Source organism: Streptomyces sp. NPDC057271, assembly GCF_042668715.1.
Taxonomy (GTDB): Bacteria; Actinomycetota; Actinomycetes; order Streptomycetales; family Streptomycetaceae; genus Streptomyces.
Window position 1 is genome coordinate 1 of sequence record NZ_JBHUYJ010000058.1, and the last position, 21,225, is coordinate 21,225.

The following is a 21,225-nucleotide window of genomic DNA, read 5'->3' on the forward strand; positions in this document are numbered from 1 at the left end:
CTGCAGGACCGCGAACCAGCGGCCCCGCTCGAACCGCACCGTCACCGACACAATCCGCGTCCCGCCTTCGGCGATCGCGTCCACGAGGGGCTGGACGCCCTCGTGGAGGCGGATCCGGCCGAGGCGGGGCAGGACGATATGCCGCCGGTCATCGAGGCGGATGGTGCCGGTGGTGAACTTGCACGCCAGGCGAGCCTTCCGCTTCGACTTGAAACGGGGCCTGCCCATCCGGGCGCCCTTGCGCTCGCCGCGCCTGGACTTGGCGTAGTTGTCGAACGCGGCGGCAGCGTTCGCGAGGCCGGTGTTGTAGGCCTCCTTCGAGTTCTCCGCCCACCACTCCCGCAGGAACGGGTCCGTTTGTTTGGCCTCGTTGAACGCCTTCCGCAACGACGGCAACGACGCACGACCGCCACGGAACGCGCTCTGCCTCGGGGACGCCGTAGGTCTCCTCCGCTGCGCGCTGCGACCAACTCGCCAGCACATGCCGCACCGCCCAGTTGTAGGCGACCCGCGCCGCCCCGCAATGCGAGGCCAGAGCCTGCAGGGCGGACGCGTTGGGGTCGAGGGCGAGCCTGTGGCCCACGACGTGAAAGCCGGGCCGCGCCTCGAACCCCCGGCGCTTCTTCTTCCCGCTCCCGGCAGGCTCCGCCCCGCTCACCCGCCTGCCGATCTCGGGAGCGGACTCTTCGACCAGCCACATACCGGACGGCGTCTGCACGACAGGGACCGGCATACGGCCCTCCTTCGCCCAGGCCCATGCCGTCTGGTAGTGCACACCGTTGCGCGCCGCCCACTCGGAAAGCTTCACACCATCAGGATAAAAGCTGATGAAGACAGATAACTACTGATGAAAAATGCGACTGTTGTTCACCCCTCCCCCCGACGTCGGCCGGATCATGCCACGGCGGACCGTCCTGCGGGTGAACGATCGTGTCGGCGTGTTCCGAAGAGGGTGAACGCCGTGTTCACCAGGGCCACATGACTGAGCGCCTGGGGGGTGTTCCCGAGCTGGCGGCCCGCGTGCGGATCCCACTCCTCGGCGAGCAGTCCCACGTCGTTGCGGATGTCGAGAACGCGCTCGAAGGCGGTACGGGCGTCGGCCGGACGCCCCGTCATCGCCAGGGCGTCGGCGTACCAGAACGTACAGGCCAGGAAGGCCCCTTCGGCCCCGTCCAGGCCGTCCACCTCGTGCACCGCGCCGTTGTCGACGTCCGCGTACCGGCGGACGAATCCGCGGTCGTCGAGCCGGCCCATCGCCTCGACCGTGCTCAGGACACGCGGATCGGACGGTGGGAGGAAGCCGAGCCTGGGGATCAGCAGCGCCGTCGCGTCGATGCGCCGGGCGCCGTAGTACTGGACGAACGACTGCTGCTCGTCGCTCCAGCCCCGCGCGCACACCTCGTCGCGCAGTTCGCGCCGCACGGTCTGCCAGCGCTCGACGGATGCGCGCAGGCCTGCGACGCGGGCCAGGCGCACGGCGCGGTCGGCGGCGACCCAGGCCATGATCTTGGAGTGGACGAAGTGGCGGCGCGGGCCGCGCACTTCCCAGATGCCCTCGTCCGGTTCCCTCCGCCGCTTGTCCACGTAGTCCAGGAGTGAGGCCATCAGGCTCCAGACGTGCGGGTCGATGGCGACCCCGGCGCGGACGGCCGAGTAGATCGTGTTCAACACCTCCCCGTAGATGTCCAGTTGGAACTGTTCGACGGCCGCGTTGCCGAACCGGACCGGTCTGGAGTCCTCGTAGCCGGGCAGCCAGTCGGCGTGCACCTCGGGGAGGTTGCGCTGGCCGGCCACGCCGTAGATCGGCTGGAGGTCGGCGGGGTCGCCCGCGACGGCGCGGACGAGCCAGTCCTTCCATGCCAGCGCCTCGCGCCGGAATCCACTGCGCAGAAGGCAGGACAGGGTGAAGGTGGAGTCGCGCAGCCAGCAGAACCGATAGTCCCAATTCCGTTCCCCCCCGATACGTTCGGGGAGCGAGGCGGTGGCCGCGGCGATGATGCCGCCGGTCGGTTCGTAGGTGAGGGCTTTGAGGGTGACGAGCGATCGGATGACGGCCTCGCGGAACGGGCCTTCATATCGGAATTGTGCGGTCCATTCGCTCCAGAAGGCGAGCGTACGCGTCAATTCCGCCGCCACGTCGGGTGCCGGAGGCGGCGCGGAATGGGAAGGGCTCCAGCCGAGGACGAAGGGAATGCGCTGACCCGCCTTCACCGACACGTCGAGAGTGATGCATTCGTCGGTGACGCCGATCTCCACGCCCGGTCCGCACCGCAGATGGGTGGCGTCCGGGCCGGCCACGGTCGCGACCGTACGCCGGTCGACCCGCCGCGACCAGGGGACCACGCTGCCGTGGTTGAAACGCATCCGCAACTCGCCGTGCAGGTCGACACGTCCGGAGACACCCTCCACCAACCGGATGATCCGGGGCGTCTGTTCACGCGGGGGCATGAAGTCGATGATGCGCACCGTGCCCGAGACGGATTCCCAGACCGATTCCAGGACGAGTGAAGCGCCTCGGTAACTCCGGCGACTGCACGGACGATTTCCGACCGGCGCCAGACTCCACGCCCCGTGGGACTCGTCTCCGAGGAGGGCGGCGAAACAGGCGGGCGAGTCGAATCGAGGTACGCACCACCAGTCGACAGCCCCATCCTTCCCGATGAGGGCAGCCGTCTCCAGATCGCCTATGAGGGCGTAGTCCTCAATTCGCCCTGCCATGAACGGATTGTAGTCCCGTGAGGAACGCGGCGCACGGACGGGGAGGTGAGACCTTGACGTCACGGCATTCCGCGCAGGATGCTGAAAGTCGCTCCCGCGACTCTGGAGAAAGCCGTACCAATGGGTAACGGGCCACATCCGATGCGCCGGTCGACCGATCGTTCACCCTACGCGGACACCCGCACGGTGAGCGTGGTGATCGCGGTGCGCCCCGGGGACCACGACACCGACCGGCTGCTGGAGCAGATTCCGGCCGAAGTCCGCGAGGTGGTTCTGGTCGGGGCCCCGGAAGGCGTGTCGACGAGGGGGCCGGAGACGGCGAGGGTGGCGGAGACGGGCGGTGGCAGGAGCGCCGACGCGAGCGGTGCCCGCACCGCCGCGACCGTACGCCGGCTCGGGCCGTGGGACTGCGCGGCGGGCGACGTCCCGCACGCGGGGTTGCTCGCAGCCACCGGCGAGTTCATCGTGCTGATGGGGGCCGACGGCAGCATGTCGCCGATGGAGATCCCGCACTACCTGCACTACCTGGACAGCGGATACGACTTCGTCAAGGGCTCGCGCTTCATCGCCGGCGGCGACTTCGCCGACTACCCGCTCCTGCGCAGACTCGGTCACAGCGCGCTGCTCCGCCTCGCCCGGCAGCTCTACGGTCAGCATCTGACCGACCTCTGGTACGGCTTCTGCGCCTTCCGCCGCGGCTTCGTCGACCTCCTCGACCTGCGGGAGGACGGGGTGGAGCTGGGCGCCGAGCTGGTCACCCACGCCCTGCACTACGGTCTGCGGATCACCGAGGTGCCGAGTCTCGAACTGCCCCGCCACCACGGCCTGCCGCACGCTCGCACGTTCCGTGACGGGTCGCGCATCCTCGGCGGGCTGCTCGACGAGCGCCCGCACAACGCGCTGCACCGCCTGGCGCCGTCGCCGCGTCTCGCGGGCCGAGCGGGGCGAACCGACCACGCTTGACGGATCAGAAATCCGATGCTAACGCTTGAAGTCAGGCATTTTGGACGCATGACAGACCCTTGGCAGGGTCGGTTGCCGGAAGAAGCTCGTCGTGAGGTCACATCTGATCGGCAGGACACCGGCGGCACCCGCTCCGCATCCGCTGCGACGGGTGACCGACTGGCCCTCCGCCGAGTCCCGGCGCCGTAGCCCGTGCGTCCCGGCCCGCCGCCCCACGTCCCATCCCGGACGACGGGCGACCGACCGGCTTCTGCCCGCGGTCCGCACCCGCCGTTGCGCCGTGCGCCGCCCGCGTACGGCGGCCCGGCGCCGGCGTTCTCGTACCGTCCGCGCCCGCGCCGCGCACGACCGACGCGGCGGCGGATCACACGGCGCACCCTCCGAACCCGCCGGACCTGCCGGACCTGCCGGACCCGCCGGACCCGCCCGACGCACAGGGCCTCTCGAACCCGCCGGACACCCCGCGCCCGCGGGCCCCGCCCGACCCATCGCACCGGCGAACCCCGCAGATCACACGGGACCGGGCGCGGGCTTCGCGTACGCCCCGGTCCGCCGCCGTACGACTCCGCGACGCCGACCGCGCCGCGCCCCCGAAGGAGGCGAGGCGTGATGGCCGCCGTGCGCGCGCACGCACCGCTCCCCCACTGGCTCACCCGGCCCGTGGTGGACCTCGAACTGATCATCCCGGCCTTCAACGAGCGGCGTCGGCTGCCCGCGACCATCGCCGCGACGAGGGAGTACCTCGCCGCGCGCCCGTGGTCGTCCGCGGTCGTCGTGGTGGACAACAACAGCGCCGACGGCACCCGGGACGCGCTCGGCCGATTCGCCGACCCGCCCGTGCCCCTGCACGTCATCGGCTGCAGCCACCAGGGCAAGGGCGCCGCCGTCCGGCGCGGGATCGTCACCTCCTCCGCCCGTTACATCGGCTTCGCCGACGCCGACAACGCCACCCCCATCGAGACCCTCGACCGGGTCATGGAGCTGCTCCGCGCGGGCCACGGCGCCGTCATCGCCTCCCGGCACACGCCCGGCGCCCACCTGGAGGTCGAGCAGTCGGTGCTCCGGCGCGGCGGCGGACTGCTCTTCCGTACGCTCGCCCATCTGACGCTCCCCGGGATCGCGGACACCCAGTGCGGGTTCAAGTTCTTCTCCGGCCCGCTGATCCGGGAGGTCGTGCACGACTGCCACATCGACGGATTCGCGTTCGACGTCGAGATGCTCGCCCATGTCGTCCGGGCCGGGCGCGATGTCGTCGAGGTACCGGTGGACTGGTCGGACGTGCCCGGATCGACGTTCTCCGCCCGCCGCGACGGCCTGCGCTCGATGGCCGATCTGCTGCGGATCTCGCTGGCCCGGTGATCACGATGAGCGCCCTCGACCAACTCGCCCGTACCGACATCGCCTTCCTGAACTGGCGCGACCCCTCGCATCCCGACGCCGGCGGCGCAGAGGCGTACTGCTGGGAGATCGCCCGCCGTTTCTCGGCTGCCGGGGCGCACGTCACGCTCGTCTCCTCCCGCGCTCCGGGGGCGCGGCAGCGCGAGTACCGCGACGGCATCCGGATCGTGCGGGGCGGCGGGACGTTCGGCGTGTACGCGTCGGCCGCGGCTCATCTGCTGCGGAACCGTCACGCGTACGACACGGTGGTCGACTTCCAGAACGGGATCCCGTTCTTCTCACCGCTCTTCACCCCGCGCTGGACCGCGGACATCTGCGTGATTCACCACATCCACCAGCGCCAGTTCGACCTGCGCTTCCCATGGCCCCTCAACGCGGTCGGCCGGCTGCTGGAGAAGCAGGTCAGCAGACGGGTGTACCGGGGGCGGCCGGTGGTCGTGGTCTCGCCGTCCACGCGGGAGGGCGCCCGGCGCGAACTCGGCTTCGGCAATCCGATCCACATCGTGCCCAACGGCAGCCCCCGCACCGCGGACATCTCCCCCGGCGTCTCGCGCAGCCCGGCGCCCGCCATCACGGTGGTGAGCCGGCTGATGCCGCAGAAGCGGGTCGACCTGCTGGTCAGGGCCCTGCCGAGGCTGCTGGGGAAGGTGCCTGACCTCACGGTGGACATCTGCGGGGACGGACCCGAGCGGGAACGGCTGGGCGCGCTCGCCGCCGAACTCGGCGTCAGCTCCGCCGTCGTCCTCCACGGTCGCGTGTCCGAGGAGCGCAAGCAGGAACTCTTCCGCCGCGCGTGGCTCACCGTCGTGCCGTCCGTCGCCGAGGGCTGGGGCCTCACCGTCATCGAGGCGAACGCCGTCGGAACACCCGCCCTCGCCTACGACGTGCCCGGACTGCGCGACGCCGTTCAGCCGGGCGTCAACGGCTGGCTGCTGCCGCCCGCGACCGATCTCGCCGACGGTGTCGCCACGGCCCTCGACGTGCTGGCCACGGAGGAGGCGCGTACGCGCGTGGCCGAACGCTGCCGTGCCTGGGCCGCCGCGTTCTCCTGGGACGACAGCGCCGAGCGCCTCGCGCAGGTGGTTCTCGAAGACCTCCGGCGGATCCACCGTCACCGGCGCTCGCGGCGCACGTCGAGCGATCTCTCGGTCGTCACGCGCTTCACGGCGCGGGACGCCGAGGCGACGGTGCGGGCGCTGCGCCGGGCGCTGCGCCAGACCGACGCGTGGGACCGCGACGGAGACAGCTTCCGGCTGCTGCTGCACGGCTGTGACGAGGTGCAGGCGCTGGAGGCCCTGAGGAGGCTCGACGTACGCGAGGCGACCGTTTCGCTCGCCGGCGGCCAGGACGTACTCGTCGGCACGCCGAGCCCTCCGCGGGGGATCCGGCCATGACCACCGCCGGCCCCGTCGCCATGCGCGCGCCCGTCCTCCAGGACGAGGTCACGGCGGTGCACGGGGCGCGCTGGATCGCCACCGCGGCGGTCACCGTCGGAACGGTCAACTACATCTACGCGCTGGCGCTCACCCGGCTGCTCGACGTCGGCTCGTACGCCACGTTCGCGGCGGGCCAGGGGCTGATCGTGTGTACGGCGGCGATCGCGGTGGTGACCGTGCCGTGGATGCTGGCTCAGGCGCTGGCGCGGGCCCGCTCGGACGGCGAGCGAGGGGAAGCGGTCCGGTTCGCCGTGGTGACGGGGGTCGCGGGCGGCGTCCTGGCGGCAACGCTGGTGAGCGCCGTGGCCACGGAGTTCGCGGGGCTCTGGACCACCCTGGTGATCGGTGCCAGCACCCTGCTCATCTATGTGACCCGGGTCTGTGTCGGCTGGTTGCAGGGCACCGAGCGGCTGCGGACCCTCGCGTCCCTCACCGTGGTGGAAGCCGTACTGAAGCTCGGCATCGGGCTGTTCCTGGTGGCGGCGCTCGACCTGGGCGCGACCGGCGCCCTGGCGGCCTTCGGCATCGCCGTGGCACCTTTCGTGATCTTCAGGCCGCGCCGGTTCCGCGGCACCGGGCGACGCCCGTGGCAGGCGGCGACCGCCAACCGCGCGCTGTGGCATCGCGCCGTCGGTGTCGCCTCCCTCCAGGGTGTCATCGCCGTGATGGCGGCCCTGGACGTGGTGCTGGTGGCGATGCTGCCCACCGACCGCTCGGACGCCGCCAGTTACCAGGCAGCCGTGATGCTGGGCCGGATCCCGCTCTTCCTCGCCGGAGCCGTCGCCATCGCCTTCCTGCCGGCTCTCTCGCGGCGGCGCGCCGGGTCACCGCTCGCCGCGCGGGCCATGGGCATGTACCTCACGGTGGCGCTGCCGCTGACCGCCGTCGGCGCCACGGCGCCGGGCGCCGTGCTCAACACGGTCTTCCCTGACGAGTACACGAAGATGAGCACGCTCATGGCGTGCACGGCGGTCGCAGGGCTCGCGCTCGGCGCGCTGAGCCTCCTGGTGACCTTCTCGCAGGCGGTGAACGACTACGCGGTGCTGCGTCCGCTGCTCGTCGGCCTGCTCTGTTACGTGTCCGGCCTGACGGCCGGCTGGTCCGCCGACGGCGTGCTGGGGATGGCGATCGGCGGGATGTGCGGGACGGTGGTCGCTCTGGGCGTCCTGCTCGTCCGCGAGGCGGGCCTTCATGGGTCCGCCGGCCACGCCGGAGCGCCACGCGCCGCCGTGCTCAAGGCCCTGGGCCCCGCCCTGGTCCTCGCCGGCGTGCTGGTGGTGCTCCGGCCGCATCCGGTGCTGTGGCTGATCGCCGCGGTCCTGACCACGACCGTGGCGCTGTGGCGGTTCTTCCGCCACCGCGGCGCCCCCGACCCCGACGGAACCGGCCCGGACGGGACCGCACCGGATGACCCCGGACCGCACGAGGCGGGGCAGGACGGGACGGAGCCGTACGAGGCAGGGCCGGACGAGGTGAGGCCGGACGGGGTGAGGCCGGACGGGGTGGGGCCGCACGAGACCAGGCCCTACGAGACCGGACCGGACGGGACAAGGCCCTACGAGACCGGACCGGACGGGACAAGGCCCTACGAGACCGGACCGCACGAGACCAGGCCCCACGAGACCGGACCGGGCGAGACCAGGCCGGACGGGGTGGGGCACGGGTGGGGCACCGGCCAGGACCCCGAGCGCGCCGTCCGCCTGCTCGTCGACGCCGTCTGGCGCGGCGACGCCGGGCCGGCGTCGGACGAGGAGCTGCGGGCCGCGCTGGCCGTCGCCCGCGACAACCAGGTCGAGGGCCGGCTCGCGCGGGCCTACCCCCGCCAACTGGCCACGACGCTCGACGCGGTGACCGACGCCGCCCGCCTCTTCCGGCGCAACCTCGTCGAGTCGACGGACCGGCTGGACGCGGCGGACATCCCCACGGTGCTCATCAAGGCCGGCCTCTCCGGCGATCTCGTGCACGGGGACTTCGACCTGGTCGTCCCCCCGGACCGCTGGAAGGACGCCCCCGTGGTGCTCAGCGGCTGGTACGCGGAGCGGTCGGCGCACTGGCTGGAGCGGTCCACCTCGGTGCTGCTGGAGCCGCCCGACGGCCCCTCGGCCCAGCTCCACACCTCCGTGGCCTGGCGCGGCGTCCAGGTCATGGCGCCGGACCGTCTCTTCGCCCACGCCGTCCCCGACCACGACGGCCGCGCCTGGCTCGTCCCGTGCCCCGCCGACCGGCTGAGGATCTGGCTGGCCCACGGGCTGTTCCGGAACCAGTCGCTCGACCTGTCCGAACTTCTCGCGCTGCGCGAGCTGCTGGCGCCCGAGGTCGTGACCGAGGCGCGCACCCAGACCGCTCGGGAGGGCTGGTCCGCGGGCGCGGACCGGGCCCTGGACCTCGCGACCGAGGCGATGGCCGCGCTCGACCGGGGCGAGCCCGTACGGCTCCCCCTGCCGCTGCCCGTATCGGCGTCGCTGCGCACCGGCATGGCGCACGCCGGGCACCTGCTGACCCACGGGCGGCCCTCCACGGCGGCACGTGAGGTCGCTCTGCGGGTGCCGCTCGTCGTCACCGAGCGACTGCGGAGGCGCACCTCATGAACACGGCGCGGCCTCTCCTGATCGCGGTGTCCGGCCCCGACGGCGCGGGCAGGTCCTCGCTGGTCCGGCGCGTGGCCGGGCTGCTGCGGCAGCGCGGCTTCGCGGTGACCACGCTCGACTGCCGCGGCTGCGTCCTGTGCCGTGGATCCGGCTCTCCTCCGCGGGTGAGGGACGAGGAGGAGACGGTACGGCGCCCTGACGATCCCACGCGCCGGGGATCGTGGGCGCGCCGTACCCACGCCGTGCTCGACGCCGGTGACCTGTCCGTACGGACGCGTGCCACCCGCCGTGCGCTGTCGGCACGTTCCCGGGTCCGTCCGGCGATCGTCCTGACCGACGGTGGGCCGCTGGACAGGCTGGTGGCGTTCGGCTTCCCGCCGGGGCACCGGGCCTCGGACCGCTTCACCCGGCTCGTCCGCCGCAACGACCTGACCCTGCTGGTGGAGACGGCTCCCGCCACGTCGCGTGGGCGCGCCGGCGAGCGCGCGGCCGGGTCGCCGGCCTTCCGGTGGGCGCGCTACCGCGCCTGGGCCTCGCGCCTGCCCCGGGTGGTGCGGCTCGACGGCGAGCGTGCCCCGTCGCGGGTGGCGGACGAGGCGCTGGAGCGGGTGCTCGACACCGTCCGGACGCGGCGTCTCCCGGACGCCGGGGAGGGGGCGCGCCCGGCGCGGCGGAAGCGGATCGTCGTCTCGATCTACGACGACGCGGGCAATCCCGACTACCGGGGCGGGGGCGCCCTGGTGGTCGAGAAGGTCGCCCGGCGGCTGTCGGACGACTTCGACGTGACGGTGGTGACGGCGGGCAGACGCGGTGTCTCTCTCCGCCGTGACGGCATCCGCTACATCTGTCTCCCGGTCCGCTGGGCCGGTCCGCGCGCCGGGCAGCTGCTCTTCCTGACGCTGCTCCCCTTCCTGGCCCGAAGGCTTCCGCACGACGCGTGGCTGGAGAGCTTCACGCCGCCGTTCTCGACGAGCTTCCTGCCGCTGTTCTCGCGCGCGCCGGTCGTCGGGATCGACCAGGGCCGCAGCGCCGAGGCGCTGTGGCGCCGCTACCACATCCCGTTCTTCCTGGTGGAGCGGCTCGGGCTGCGCTGTTACCGGCACATCGTGGTGATGAACGAGGCCGACGCCTCCGCCGTCCGGCGGCTCAGCCCCCGGGCGGACGTCCAGGTGATCGCCAACGGTGTCGAGCAGCGTCAGATCGACGACGCCCGGATCGGCGCGGGCGACTACATCCTGTTCCTGGGGCGGATCGACACCTGGGTCAAGGGGCTCGACCTGCTCCTGGAGGCGTACCGGCGGAGCCGTCCTCCGCTGCCGCTGGTGCTGGCGGGCAGCGGTACGCAGCCGGAGGAACGCAAGCTGGCGGCGCTGCTCGCCGCGCATCCGGGCAGCGTCCGCTGGGTGGGGTTCGCCGGGGAGGAGTGCAAGCGGGACCTCCTGCGGAACAGCGCCTTCCTGGTCATGCCGTCGCGGCACGAGACCTTCGGCCTGGTGGCGCTCGAAGGCATGTCGTACGGGAAGCCGATCCTCCACTTCGATCTGCCCGCGCTGCGGTGGATGCGCGACGGAGGCGATGTCGCCGTGCCGCCGTTCGACGTCGCCGCGCTGGGCGACCGGATGCGGATGCTGGCCTCCGACGAGCGGGCGCGGCGCGCGCTCGGGCGCCAGGCCGGACATGCGGCGCAGCACTACACATGGGACGAGATGACGGGCCGGTATCTGGCCCTGACCCGCCGCCTGGTGGACGGTTCCGTCCGCGGGCGACGGCCGAGGAAGGACAGGAGGGGTGAGCCATGGCCGACGACCCGCTGACCGCCGCGATCGCGTCGGGCCACCCGCTGGTCGTGCTGTCGCCGCACCTCGACGACGGGGTGCTGTCGTGCGGGGCGCTGCTGCTGCGGGCCCGTCGGCGGGCCCCGGTCACCGTCGTGTCCTTCTTCACCGAGGCGGCCCCGCCTCCGTACACCCTGTCCGGGCGCCAGTACCTGCGGCAGACCAGGGCCTCGGACGCGGAGGAACTGTACGCCTCCCGGCGCGAGGAGGACCGGTCCGTGATGGCGGAGATGGGCGTCGCCTGGCGCCACTTCGGCCTGGTGGACGGGCTGTTCCGTCGCAAGGAGGGCCGGTCGCCGCGCACGGGAGGCCTCGCGGGGCGGCTGCCGGAGATCGATCACGTGTACCCCACGTACCGGCTGCATCTGTCGCGTGGCCGGGTCTCCCGTCACGACGCCCGGACCCTGCGTACGGTCGCCGACGCGATCGGGGCGCTGCCGCCCTCGGACCGGGGGCTCGTCCTCGCGCCGCTGGGCGTCGGCGGACACGCCGACCACGTCCTGGTCCGTACGGCGGCGGAGCTGAGCGGCCGCCGGGTCGCGTACTACAGCGACTTCCCGTACAACCAGCAGTTCGAGCCCGACGCCTCCTTCACCGGGCGCCACGCGTTCGTCGCGTGCGCCTGGGAGGAGGGGCTCGCCGACAAGCGGGAGCTGATCCGGGGCTACCGCACCCAGGCGGACGCGCTGTTCCCGGGCGGGTCCATCCCGCCGGCGGCCGAGGTCTTCCTGATGCCGAAGGACGTCGACGCCGCGGCGCCGCCACTTGCGGGAGGCGGGCCGTGAACTCGCCCCCCACGACCGCGCCCCCCGCCCCGTCCGCGGACCCCGGTCCGGGCCGGTCCGATCAGGTCCGGGGCCGCGACGCGCGGCGCCCCGTGCCGACGGCGGTCCTGGCCGCCCTGGCCGCGGCTCTCACCATGGCCCTGCGCCTCGTCGCCGTCGATCGCTCGGGGGACGTGTTCGTGGACGAGCTGATCTACACGGAGCTGGGCAGGAGCGCGGGTGAGGGCGGCTTTCCCCGTACGGACGAAGGCCTGTTCTTCCTGCACCCGCCGGGGTTCTTCTACCTCCAGGCCGCCTGGGTCCGGCTGATCGGTCTCGACTCCGACGTCCTCACCGAGGTGCACGGTGTCCGGGTACTCAACGCGCTGCTCGCGGGCGCCACGGCGGCACTGCTGGTCTACCTGGTCGCCCGCGTCAGGTCGCGCCCCGCCGGGCTGGTGGCCGGTCTCGTCTTCGCCGTGGACCAGTACTGCATCCGGCAGAACGACCGGGCGCTCCTGGAGACCGGGACGATGGTCTGGGTCCTGGCCGGATACCTGGTGCTGGTCTCCCTGGCCCGGAGCGAACCGCCCCGCAGGGCGGACGGTGCGGCCCTGCTCGCCGGGCTCTTCTTCGGGCTCGCGATCCTGACGAAGGACCACGCGGCGCTGATCACCGTGCTGCCGCTGCTGGTCGCGCTCGCGCTCAACTGGGGGCCGCCGCGCAGGCTGGTGGCCGTCACGCTGGCGACGGCGGCGGTGCCGTACACCGCGTACGTCCTTCTGCTCACCGCCTTCGGCCACCTCGACGCCTTCTGGTACGCGAAGACGATGGGCCTGCAGAGGCTCCTGGGCATCGTGCAGGAGACCGGATTCAACGCGCCCGGAGCGCCTTCGCTGACGAGCCGGCTGACCGCGCAGCTCCCCGACTACGCCATGAGCTACCTGCTGCTCGCCCTCACGCCGCTGGCCCTCTTCCTGCTGCTGCGGCGCCGGGACCCGGTCCACCGCCTGCTGGCCCTCTTCCACGCCTCGGCGATCCTGACGCTCCTCTACGCGCTGACCCTGGGGACGCTGGAGGAGCAGGCGCTCTATCTCCTCATGGTGCCCAACCTGATGGCGCTGGCGTTGACGCTGCCCCTGCCTTCCCGGCGCGCCGTGAGCCGCCGCGCGGCCGTCGCGGCCGGCCTGTCCGCCGCGCTGCTCTCCGTCGCCGTGCTCGCGCCCGCCGCCGTGTACGCGGCGGAGCGCGGGCAGGCCGACGACGGATTCGTGCGGCTCCGGTCCTATGTGACCGAGCACCTCCCACGGGGGACCGCCATCGCGACCGTCGACGGCGGCACGAGCCGGGGCGTGTCCTACTACGCGCTGACGGACCGGTACCGGCTGGACCACTGGGTGTCGGCGGAGGACCGGGCCTTCCAGCGCGTCGAGTACCTGATCGTCCCCTGGAAGGTGATCGAGCAGGGGTACGGCAACTCCAGCCTGGCCGAGGTCGAGCGGCTCGCCGAGCAGGGCGAGCTCCTGTTCTCCTTCGAGGGGGAGATGTACGGGACGCTGGCCCTCTACCGGATCCCGCTGCCGGACGGAACCGACCCGGCGGCCGTCCCCGGAAACGGATCATGACCGTCAGCGCGCGGCCGCCGCGTGTCCTGCTCCTGACCAGCAGCCCGCTGGACGGCGCGGACGGCTCGGACGTGGCGCTGGCCAGGGATGTTCTGGGAGCCCTGCCCGACGTGGAGTTCCTCTGGTTCTGCCGGTGGCCCGCGCGGCGTGGCCGGCCGCCGCCGCCCGTCGGGCGGGCGGTCCGCCTCTGGTCCCCGGACGGCTCACCGCACGCGCCGGTCCGCCTGCAGGCGGCGCTCGCCGGGGCCGTAGCGGCACGCCGCGCCAATCTGGTCCACGCGTTCGTGACGATCGGGCGGGCGTTCCCCGCCTTCTCCTGGCTGCGTCCTCTGATGCTGGGGGCGCGGCCGGTCGTCCACACCGTGCCCGGTGTGATGGAGGCGCGGCTGCTCACGAGGACCCGGCCGCTGGGGACGACGGTCGCGCTGTCGGAGTCGATGGCCCGGCGGCTGCGCGCCGCGGACTTCGGCGACGTCCGGGTGATCCCGCCGATGATCCGGCTGAGCGAGTGGCCCTTCCTGCCGCGCCCCGAGGGGATGCCGATCGTCCTCTTCGCCGGCCATCTCGACCCGCTGGGCGGGGCCGTGACCGCCGTCGAGGCGGCGGCCGAGGCGACGCGGTCCGGGGCGCTCTTCCGGCTCGTCCTGGCCATGCGCGGGCGGCCGGGGCAGAACGCGGCCGCGCTGCGGGAGGAACTGAGGGAGCGGGCCTGGGCCGGGGGTCTGGCCGATGTGGAGGTGCGGGGTTATGTCGACGACATGCGTGCCCTGCTGGCCTCGGCGCATGTCCTGCTCTTCCCGCCGCCGGTGATCGGCGGCACGGCGGACATCCCCTTCACGGTGCTGCAGGCGCTGGCCACCGGGCGGCCGGCCATCCTGAGCGACCTTCCGCAGTTCGCCGACTTCGGGGACGCGGTCCTGCGGGCTCCCGCAGGTGACGCCCGCAGGACCGGGCAGCAGCTGGGCTGGCTGCTCGGTCAGCCCCGGGTCTGGGACATGCTCGCGGAACGCGGCCGAGCGAACGTGGAGGAGTCCTTCGGGCCCGAGCGGTTCGCGGCCCAGTACGGGGCCCTTTACCGGGAGTTGCTGGCATGAGGCCGCCGGACCGCCGCCGTGCCGCGCTCGGAGCGCTCGTCGCCCTGATCCTGGTGCTGGCGACGGTCGGGCTGCTGCGGCGCGACGAGACGGCGGGCAGTGCGTCGGAGGCGTACTGGTTCGGCACCTTGCAGACCGAGTCGGACCAGGCGCGGACCGAGTACGCGAACGGTATCCGGGTCGCCCATCTACAGATCGACTGGGACCGGTTCGAACCGGAGCAGGACGTCTTCGACGAAGCCTACGCCGAGGAGATCAGGGAGCGGATCCGCTCGTTCCGGGACGCGGGGCTGCTGATCGAGGCCGGCCTCGGCCTCCATCACCCGCCGGACTGGCTCGGAGAGGTCTATCCATGGGCTGTGTACGTCAACCAGTTCGGCGAGCAGTCCCCCTGGACCCCGAACATCGTCTTCAGCCACAGTGTCCGCTTCGAGGCCGAGCAGTATCTGACGGAGGTGAAGGCACGCATCGGTCTGGACGACTTCTGGGCCCTGCGGATCGGGGTGAACGAGTCCGGGGAGTTCAGCTATCCGACGCCGGTCTCCCGGGACCGGGACGAGGACGAGTTCTGGGCGTTCGACGACAACGCCCAGTCCACGAGCCCGGACACGGACCGCCCGGCGACGGTGCCGCAGAACCCCTTCCCCGGCTGGCGCCCCGGCGAGCACGCGTACCGGGGCGAGGCGTTCACCGAGCGGCAGGTACGGCTCTGGTACGACTGGTACCTCGCGTCGCTGGCCGACGCCGTGAACTGGCAGATCGGGGTGTACACGGCCCTGGGCCACGCCGGTCCGCTGAAGGTGCTGATCCCCGGGGCCGGTATCCTCCCCTCCGATCAGCGGGCGGCGCTCGCCGTCCGGCTGGGCGTCACGGATCCGGCGCGGCTGGTCGGTCGCGGGGTCGCGTTCTTCGAGACGATCGGGCTGGTCCAGCGGCAGAGCAACGTGGTCCTGGTGTCGACGGCGCTCGTCGACGGCACGGGCGCGCCGGGGGACAACGGCTGCGCGCCCGCGGACGCGGCCGTCGACGTCGACGCCCCGGACGAGGCGACGGTACGGAGCTGGTCGTCCACCCGCTGGGTGGCGGCCGTCGCGCGCGCCGAGGGCTTCACCCGGCTCAGCGGGGAGAGCGCGGGGCCGCAGGTGGCGGCGTACCACCCCGGAGTGATGGACACGGCGGCGCGTCAGATGGCCTCCTGCGGCCTCGAAGGCATGATGTGGGCCTTCGACCAGAACCTCTACGACGGGACGCCGGGCTCGTCGCTGAAGGACTACGCGGGGATGATCCGGCGGCACGGCTGAGGTCACGGGCGCATCGGGTGACGTCACGGGCGGATCGCACGGGCGGATCGCATGAGGTCACGGGGGTCAGGTCACCGGCGCCACGAGCGCGACGGCGTCTCCGGTCGCCGGGCCGTCAGCAGGAGCACGCCCGTGTCGCCGTACTCGGGAAGGGTGCGGTCCTTCGCCAGCCGGCTGATGCGCAGCTCCTCGGTCAGCGGCGCGAAGACGGAGCGGACCGCGCCCGCGTCCACCGGGCAGGCCGGCCAGTCCGGGCCGTCGCCGATGCGGTAGCTGGGCATGCGTTCCATGAAAGCGGCCACGAGATGCCCTCCCGGCCGTACCGAGCGGACGAAGTCGGCGCACAGCGCGGCGACCTCGGCGAAGTCCTCGGTGACGCTCTCGGCGACGAAGTTCATCGAGGCCAGGTCGTACGTCCCCGGGGGGACGTCGTCGGCGCCGCCGGGGACGATCCGTACCCGCGCCAGGGCCTCGGCGGGCGTCTCGGGGAGGTTCGGGTCGAGTTCGCGGCAGAGGGCGTAGAACGCCTGCCAGCTCGCGTCGGGCCCGTGGGCCAGCTGCTCGCGGAGATATCCGACGCTCGCCCTGCTGGGTTCGAGGGCGTCGACGCGCCGGCTCGCGGCGGCGGCCAGCATCAGGGGATACAGATTGGGCCCGGCGCCGAACTCCAGGGCGCGGGCGATGCTGCCGGGCGCGAACCGCCGGTAGAAGGCCGCGTGGTGGTGGATGACGCCGATGTCGCACGGGTGCAGCTGCCGGTAGTTCTCCGCCAGGTAGTCGGCGACAGGCCAGGAGTCCCAGTCCGCGTCGCGGTTGTGCCGGAGCGCCCGCGCCGAGGAGCTCATCGGGAGTCCGCGGGCCGGCCGGCGGTGACGCCGGGATGGGAGCTTGCGTGCACCCGCTGCAGGGCGAAGCGCTGCGAGAGGTCGGTCAGCGCCGCGTTGAGCTGGTCGATCTCCTCGTCGGTGTTGGCGGCCGTGACCTGGATGCGGAAGCCCACACGGTCGCGCGGGACGAGGGGATAGCTGGCCAGCGTGACGTAGATCCCGCGCCCCCACAGGAACGAGGCGACCGCTTCGAGATCCTGTGCGTCGCCGAGCGGGATCTCGATGATCGGAAGTCCGTCGGTGTTGGGGGTCGCGATGTCCAGGGCGCGCACGTGGTCGAGGATCCGCGCGGTCTTGCGGAACAGGTCGGCCCGGATGGCGTCCCCGCGCTCGGCGTTGACGTCGAGTCCGGCGAGTGCGGTGGCGAGCGAGGCCGTCGGGGAGGGCCCGGAGTAGAGATAGGGCGCGGCCGCGACCTTGAGGTGGTCCTTCAGCCACTTCGGTACGGCGAGGAAGGCGAGCAGCGACGAGTACGCCTTGGAGAATCCGCCGACCAGGACGACACCGTCGTAGGACTCGCCGAGATGGCGGATGATGCTGTTCCCCCGGGAGCCCCAGGGTGAGGACTCGCCGTCTGCCCGTTCGCCGATCACCCCGAAGCCGTGGGCGTCGTCCACGTAGAGCAGGGCGCCGTTCTCGCGGCAGATCCGGGCGATCTCGCCGAGGTCCGGGAAGTTGCCGGTCATGCTGTTGACGCCGTCCATGCAGACCAGGCGGCTCTCCCCGCCGGGGACGGAACGCAGTTGCATGTCCAGCTCCCACGGGCTGTCGGCGTGGAAGCGCTGCACTCTCGCCCCCTGGCCGCGGGCCACCACACATCCGTCGTAGACCGTGCGGTGGGCCGTCGCCTCGACGAAGACCCGTCCGTCGCCGGCGAGAAGCGGGATCACCGACTGGTGGATGAGGGTGATCGTCGGCAGCAGGAGGGTGTCCGGCGCGCCGAGCAGTTCGGTCAGCCGCTCCTCGATCCGGGGGTACAGCCGGGGGCTGCCGATCAGACGGGACCAGCTGGGGTGCGTGCCCCAGCTGCCGACCTGCGGGCCGATCGACGCCATGATCTCCGGTTCGAGGTCGAAGCCGAGGTAGTTGCAGGAGGCGAAGTCGACGAGCCAATCGTTCTCGACGCGCACCTTGCGGCCGTCGATCTCGTCGATGACGGCGTCGCACATCGGGCTGGTTCGCTTCAGCCGCTCCAGGTCGCGCCACCGGCGATCGCGCTGCGCCGGACCGCGCGGCGCGCTGCCGGTCGGCCGGGTGCCGGCCGTCTGCGCCGCGGCCGCCTGTGCCTGCGCCGCCTCGGCCGCGGCCTGCTGCGCCGTCATAGGCCGGACGGACGCACGGGGTCGCTCGGCGACGGCGGTCCCGGCCGGTGCGGACGTGAGGCCGGGCGAGGCGCGGCGCAGGAAGGACTCGGCCTGGTGGGCGGTCATGGGCCGGGCGAAGAGAAAACCCTGGCCGTACTGGCAGCCCATGTCGGCGAGGAGCTCGCGCTGCCCCTCGTGCTCGATGCCCTCCGCGACCACGTTCAGGCCGAGGACGTCGGCGATCCGGACGATCCCCTCGACGAGTGCCAGCTGCTGCCGGTCGGTGGTGATGTCGTCGATGAACGACTTGTCGACCTTGAGCACGTCGATGGGGAACTCCCGCAGATAGCTGAGCGAGGAGAACCCGGTGCCGAAGTCGTCGATCGCGATGGAGACCCCGAGTTCCCGCAGCTCCCGCATGGTGGTGCGGATCTGCTCGTCCCTGCGCATCAGCACGGTCTCGGTGAGTTCCAGGACCAGGGTGCCGGGGGCGAGCCCGGAGGAGCTGAGGGTACGGCGCACGTCGTCGAGGAGACCCGGGTCGCGGAACTGCCGGGGCGAGACGTTGACGTTGACGTACAGCGGTGGCTGACGCCCCGGGCGGGCCCGCTGCCAGCGGGCGACGTCGAGTGCGGCGTGTTCCAGCACCCAGGCACCGAGCGGCATGATGTGTCCGCTCTCCTCGGCCAGGGTGATGAACTGGTCGGGCGGGACCATCCCGCGCCGTGCGTGCGGCCAGCGGATCAGTGCCTCGAAGCCGGCGACGGCCCCGGCGGCGACATCGACGATCGGCTGGTAGCGCAGGGCGAAGGCGTGGTCGGCGATGGCCGTGTCCATACCCTCCTGCAGCTCGTGGCGCGCGACGAGGCGGGCGTGCAGCTCCGGCCGGAACCGCCGCCACCGCTTCTTGCCCGCGGCCTTGGCGGCGTACAGCGCGAGGTCGGCGTGGCCGAGGAGCTCCTCGGCGTGGGCGCTGTCCAGGACAGTGGCGATGCCGACGCTCGTCGACACGGAGACGGCGCCGTCGGTGAGGTGGAAGGGCTGGCTCAGGGTGTGCACGATCTGGGCGGCGAGGGCTTCGGCGTCGCCGGGCTCCTTGGCTCCCTCGATCAGGACGGCGAACTCGTCCCCGCCCAGCCGCGCGGCGGTGTCGCTGAGCCGCAGGACGGAGGTCAGCCGACGGGCCACGGCGACGAGCAGTTCGTCGCCGACCGAGTGCCCCATGGTGTCGTTGACGACCTTGAAGTCGTCGAGGTCGACGAAGAGCATGCAGGTCAGGGTGGAGTCGCGGCGGCCCCGCAGCAGTGCCCGCTCGATCCGTTCGAGGAGCAGGACCCGGTTGGGGAGTCCGGTGAGCGAGTCGTGGAAGGCACGGTGGGTGAGCTCCCGCTCCAGCTTCCGCTGCTCCGTCACGTCCCTCAGGGTGAGGACGAGACCGTGGACGGTCCGTTCGTTACGGAGATTGCTGCACCGGACCTCGACGTGCAGGTCCGTGGACTCGCCGCGGCGCAGCTTCCAGTCGTCCCGGGCGTCCACGTCGTCGCGGGAGCGGACGCCGGCGAGGATCCGCAGCGCGCTGGCGGCATCGCCCGGAGCCAGGAGTTCGGTCAGCGGCGTCCCGGGCATCAGCGAGTGTCCGAACATCGACTCGGCCGACGGGCTGGCGTACCGCACGGTGTCGTCGTCGTCGACGATCAGGATGACGTCCGAGGTGTTGTGCACGAGGGTGCGGAAGTACGCCTCGCTGGTGCGGCGGTTGACCTCCTCGCTGAGCCCGAAACGCTCCAGGGCGAGGGCCGCCTGGGAGGCGAGGGACTGCGCGGACCCGGAGATCTCGCGGAGCTTCTTCTCGGGAGCCGCGAGCAGCAGCACACCGAGCTGGGATTCGCCCGCGGCGGGGGCCTGCAGGGCCAGCGGGCACAGCAGCGCGTGCGACAGCGGTCCGAGGGCGTGCGCGACGACCGGATCGAGCTCGTCGGTGCCGACGAGCCGGCTCCCCTGGGCGAGAAGCTCCGCCCACGGAGGGCTCCGCGGACCGGACAGGTCCGTGCCGCGGAAGTTCCAGGGCAGGTGCCCGGTCGGGACGGCGTAGAGCAAGCGCCTGCGGTCGCGGGCGAGGAGCATCGTCTTGTGCGGCGTGCCGGGCCCGACGAGGGTGGCGGCGGCCGCCTCGACGGCGCTGGCGACCTCGCGTGGGCTCAGCGCCGCCACCAGGGAGGCGGCGGCCACCCGCAGACTGCGCTCGCGGGCCTCGGCGCTCCGGTGTTCGGCCATCATGTACCAGAGGCGGGTGAGGACCAGAAGGAACATGATCGCGGAGAAGACGGCGATGACGCCGATGTCCTGTTCCCGGTGGTCACGCAGCGACTGGTAGAGCAGCAGGACGGGTGCGACGAGCGAGGCGGCGGCGAGCAGGGCCAGGCGTCGTTCGGCGATGACCGGCGGCGGCTGGGGGACACGCTCCGTCAGCCCGGTCATGGAGGGGTGCAGCGCCGCGAGGCCCCAGGCCGTGAAGAAGACGACCCAGCCGAGGTCCCAGCCGGTCCCGACCGTCCAGGTCCCCTGCAGCTGGAGCGTTCCGTAGATGACGTCGGACGCGAGGATTCCGCACGTCCCCACGGTGAGCAGCTGCACCGCTCGCGACCTCAGCCCGCCGGGCACCAGGAGGCGGGCGAGCATCGCGAGCATCAGGACGTCGCCGAGCGGATAGGCGATCGAGATGGCCTTCTCGGTCCACGTCATGTCGGGCGACTTGCTGAGCGGGGTGATCAGGTACACCCAGGAGAGCAGGGCCAGCCCCGAGGTGAGGATGAGAGCGTCGAGCGCCACGGCGAGGTCGCGCCCGGCGGCGCGGTAGCGGATGAAACCGAAGAGCCCGATGGCGAACAGCGGGTACGTGGCCAGGTACAGGGCGTCCGCGACCGAGGGGAAGGGATTGGTCTGGCCGAACAGGTTCTCCAGAAGGTTGTACGCGGTGTCGCCGGCGACGAAGGTGAGATTGGCGCCTGCGAGCACGAGCCACGGCCACCGTCTGGCGGGCTTGTGGATGTGGACACCGGTGAGGATCGCCACGACGCCGCTGAGGCCGATCAGCGCCCAGAGAAGCGTGTGCCGGGACGGCACCGTGAGGTACAAGGCCGTGAGCAGGGCGACGACGCACGCATAGAGGACGACCCACCGCCGCAGAGTCCCGGCCGTGAACGACCGGTACTCCTGTCGCAGCGGCATCGTCGACCGCCCCCTTGCCAGGTTGCGCCCGGTGGCGGAAACGGGCCCTGTTGCTGCAATTCTCCGGGCATCGAGGGCCCGGTG

General features: G+C 72.4%; 12 protein-coding genes and 1 pseudogene. 9 read left to right on the top strand and 4 right to left on the bottom strand.

Annotated elements, in window-relative coordinates; genetic code table 11:
* Positions 1 to 396, bottom strand: a pseudogene (locus tag ACFUJR_RS24415) (IS607 family element RNA-guided endonuclease TnpB); the annotation flags it as partial.
* A gap of 498 nt (positions 397 to 894) precedes the next feature.
* Positions 895 to 2,718, bottom strand: a complete 1,824-nt coding sequence (locus ACFUJR_RS24420; RefSeq protein ID WP_383174424.1) for a glycoside hydrolase family 15 protein — start codon at positions 2,716 to 2,718, stop codon at positions 895 to 897.
* A 186-nt stretch (positions 2,719 to 2,904) separates the two neighbouring features.
* Here ACFUJR_RS24420 and ACFUJR_RS24425 point away from each other — a divergent pair, with 186 nt between their 5' ends.
* The 9 genes from ACFUJR_RS24425 to ACFUJR_RS24465 all read left to right on the top strand — a co-directional run bounded on the left by ACFUJR_RS24425 (position 2,905) and on the right by ACFUJR_RS24465 (position 15,722).
* Positions 2,905 to 3,681 (top strand): glycosyltransferase, encoded by a 777-nt coding sequence (locus ACFUJR_RS24425; protein WP_383174427.1) that lies wholly within the window; start codon positions 2,905 to 2,907, stop codon positions 3,679 to 3,681.
* 609 nt (positions 3,682 to 4,290) lie between these two features.
* A complete protein-coding gene (locus tag ACFUJR_RS24430; protein ID WP_383174430.1) occupies positions 4,291 to 5,040 on the top strand; it encodes a glycosyltransferase in 750 nt (249 codons plus the stop codon).
* Positions 5,041 to 5,045: 5 nt separating this feature from the next.
* A complete protein-coding gene (locus tag ACFUJR_RS24435) occupies positions 5,046 to 6,473 on the top strand; it encodes a glycosyltransferase family 4 protein (protein ID WP_383174462.1) in 1,428 nt (475 codons plus the stop codon).
* On the top strand, positions 6,470 to 9,103 hold the full coding sequence (locus tag ACFUJR_RS24440) for a hypothetical protein (RefSeq protein ID WP_383174433.1): 2,634 nt from the start codon (positions 6,470 to 6,472) through the stop codon (positions 9,101 to 9,103). The genes ACFUJR_RS24435 and ACFUJR_RS24440 overlap by 4 nt, the downstream gene beginning before the upstream one ends.
* Positions 9,100 to 10,917 carry a glycosyltransferase gene (locus tag ACFUJR_RS24445; protein ID WP_383174436.1) on the top strand — a complete coding sequence of 606 codons (1,818 nt, stop codon included), beginning with the start codon at positions 9,100 to 9,102 and terminating at the stop codon, positions 10,915 to 10,917. The genes ACFUJR_RS24440 and ACFUJR_RS24445 overlap by 4 nt, the downstream gene beginning before the upstream one ends.
* Positions 10,899 to 11,723: a PIG-L deacetylase family protein gene (locus ACFUJR_RS24450; protein ID WP_383174439.1), complete on the top strand. Its 825-nt coding sequence runs from the start codon at positions 10,899 to 10,901 to the stop codon at positions 11,721 to 11,723. The genes ACFUJR_RS24445 and ACFUJR_RS24450 overlap by 19 nt, the downstream gene beginning before the upstream one ends.
* Positions 11,720 to 13,327, top strand: coding sequence for an ArnT family glycosyltransferase (locus ACFUJR_RS24455; protein ID WP_383174441.1), 1,608 nt, complete (start codon positions 11,720 to 11,722; stop codon positions 13,325 to 13,327). The genes ACFUJR_RS24450 and ACFUJR_RS24455 overlap by 4 nt, the downstream gene beginning before the upstream one ends.
* Positions 13,324 to 14,421 (top strand): glycosyltransferase family 4 protein, encoded by a 1,098-nt coding sequence (locus ACFUJR_RS24460; protein WP_383174444.1) that lies wholly within the window; start codon positions 13,324 to 13,326, stop codon positions 14,419 to 14,421. The genes ACFUJR_RS24455 and ACFUJR_RS24460 overlap by 4 nt, the downstream gene beginning before the upstream one ends.
* A complete protein-coding gene (locus tag ACFUJR_RS24465; RefSeq protein WP_383174447.1) occupies positions 14,418 to 15,722 on the top strand; it encodes a hypothetical protein in 1,305 nt (434 codons plus the stop codon). The genes ACFUJR_RS24460 and ACFUJR_RS24465 overlap by 4 nt, the downstream gene beginning before the upstream one ends.
* A 71-nt stretch (positions 15,723 to 15,793) precedes the next feature.
* Here the strand turns inward: ACFUJR_RS24465 and ACFUJR_RS24470 are convergent, their stop codons facing one another.
* Together ACFUJR_RS24470 and ACFUJR_RS24475 are read right to left on the bottom strand one after the other, a co-directional pair.
* Complete coding sequence (locus ACFUJR_RS24470) at positions 15,794 to 16,567, bottom strand: class I SAM-dependent methyltransferase (RefSeq protein WP_383174450.1); 774 nt, start codon at positions 16,565 to 16,567, stop codon at positions 15,794 to 15,796.
* Positions 16,564 to 21,141: an aminotransferase class I/II-fold pyridoxal phosphate-dependent enzyme gene (locus tag ACFUJR_RS24475; RefSeq protein WP_383174453.1), complete on the bottom strand. Its 4,578-nt coding sequence runs from the start codon at positions 21,139 to 21,141 to the stop codon at positions 16,564 to 16,566. Before ACFUJR_RS24475 ends, ACFUJR_RS24470 begins: the two co-directional genes overlap by 4 nt.
* Between the last annotated feature and the right edge of the window lie 84 nt (positions 21,142 to 21,225).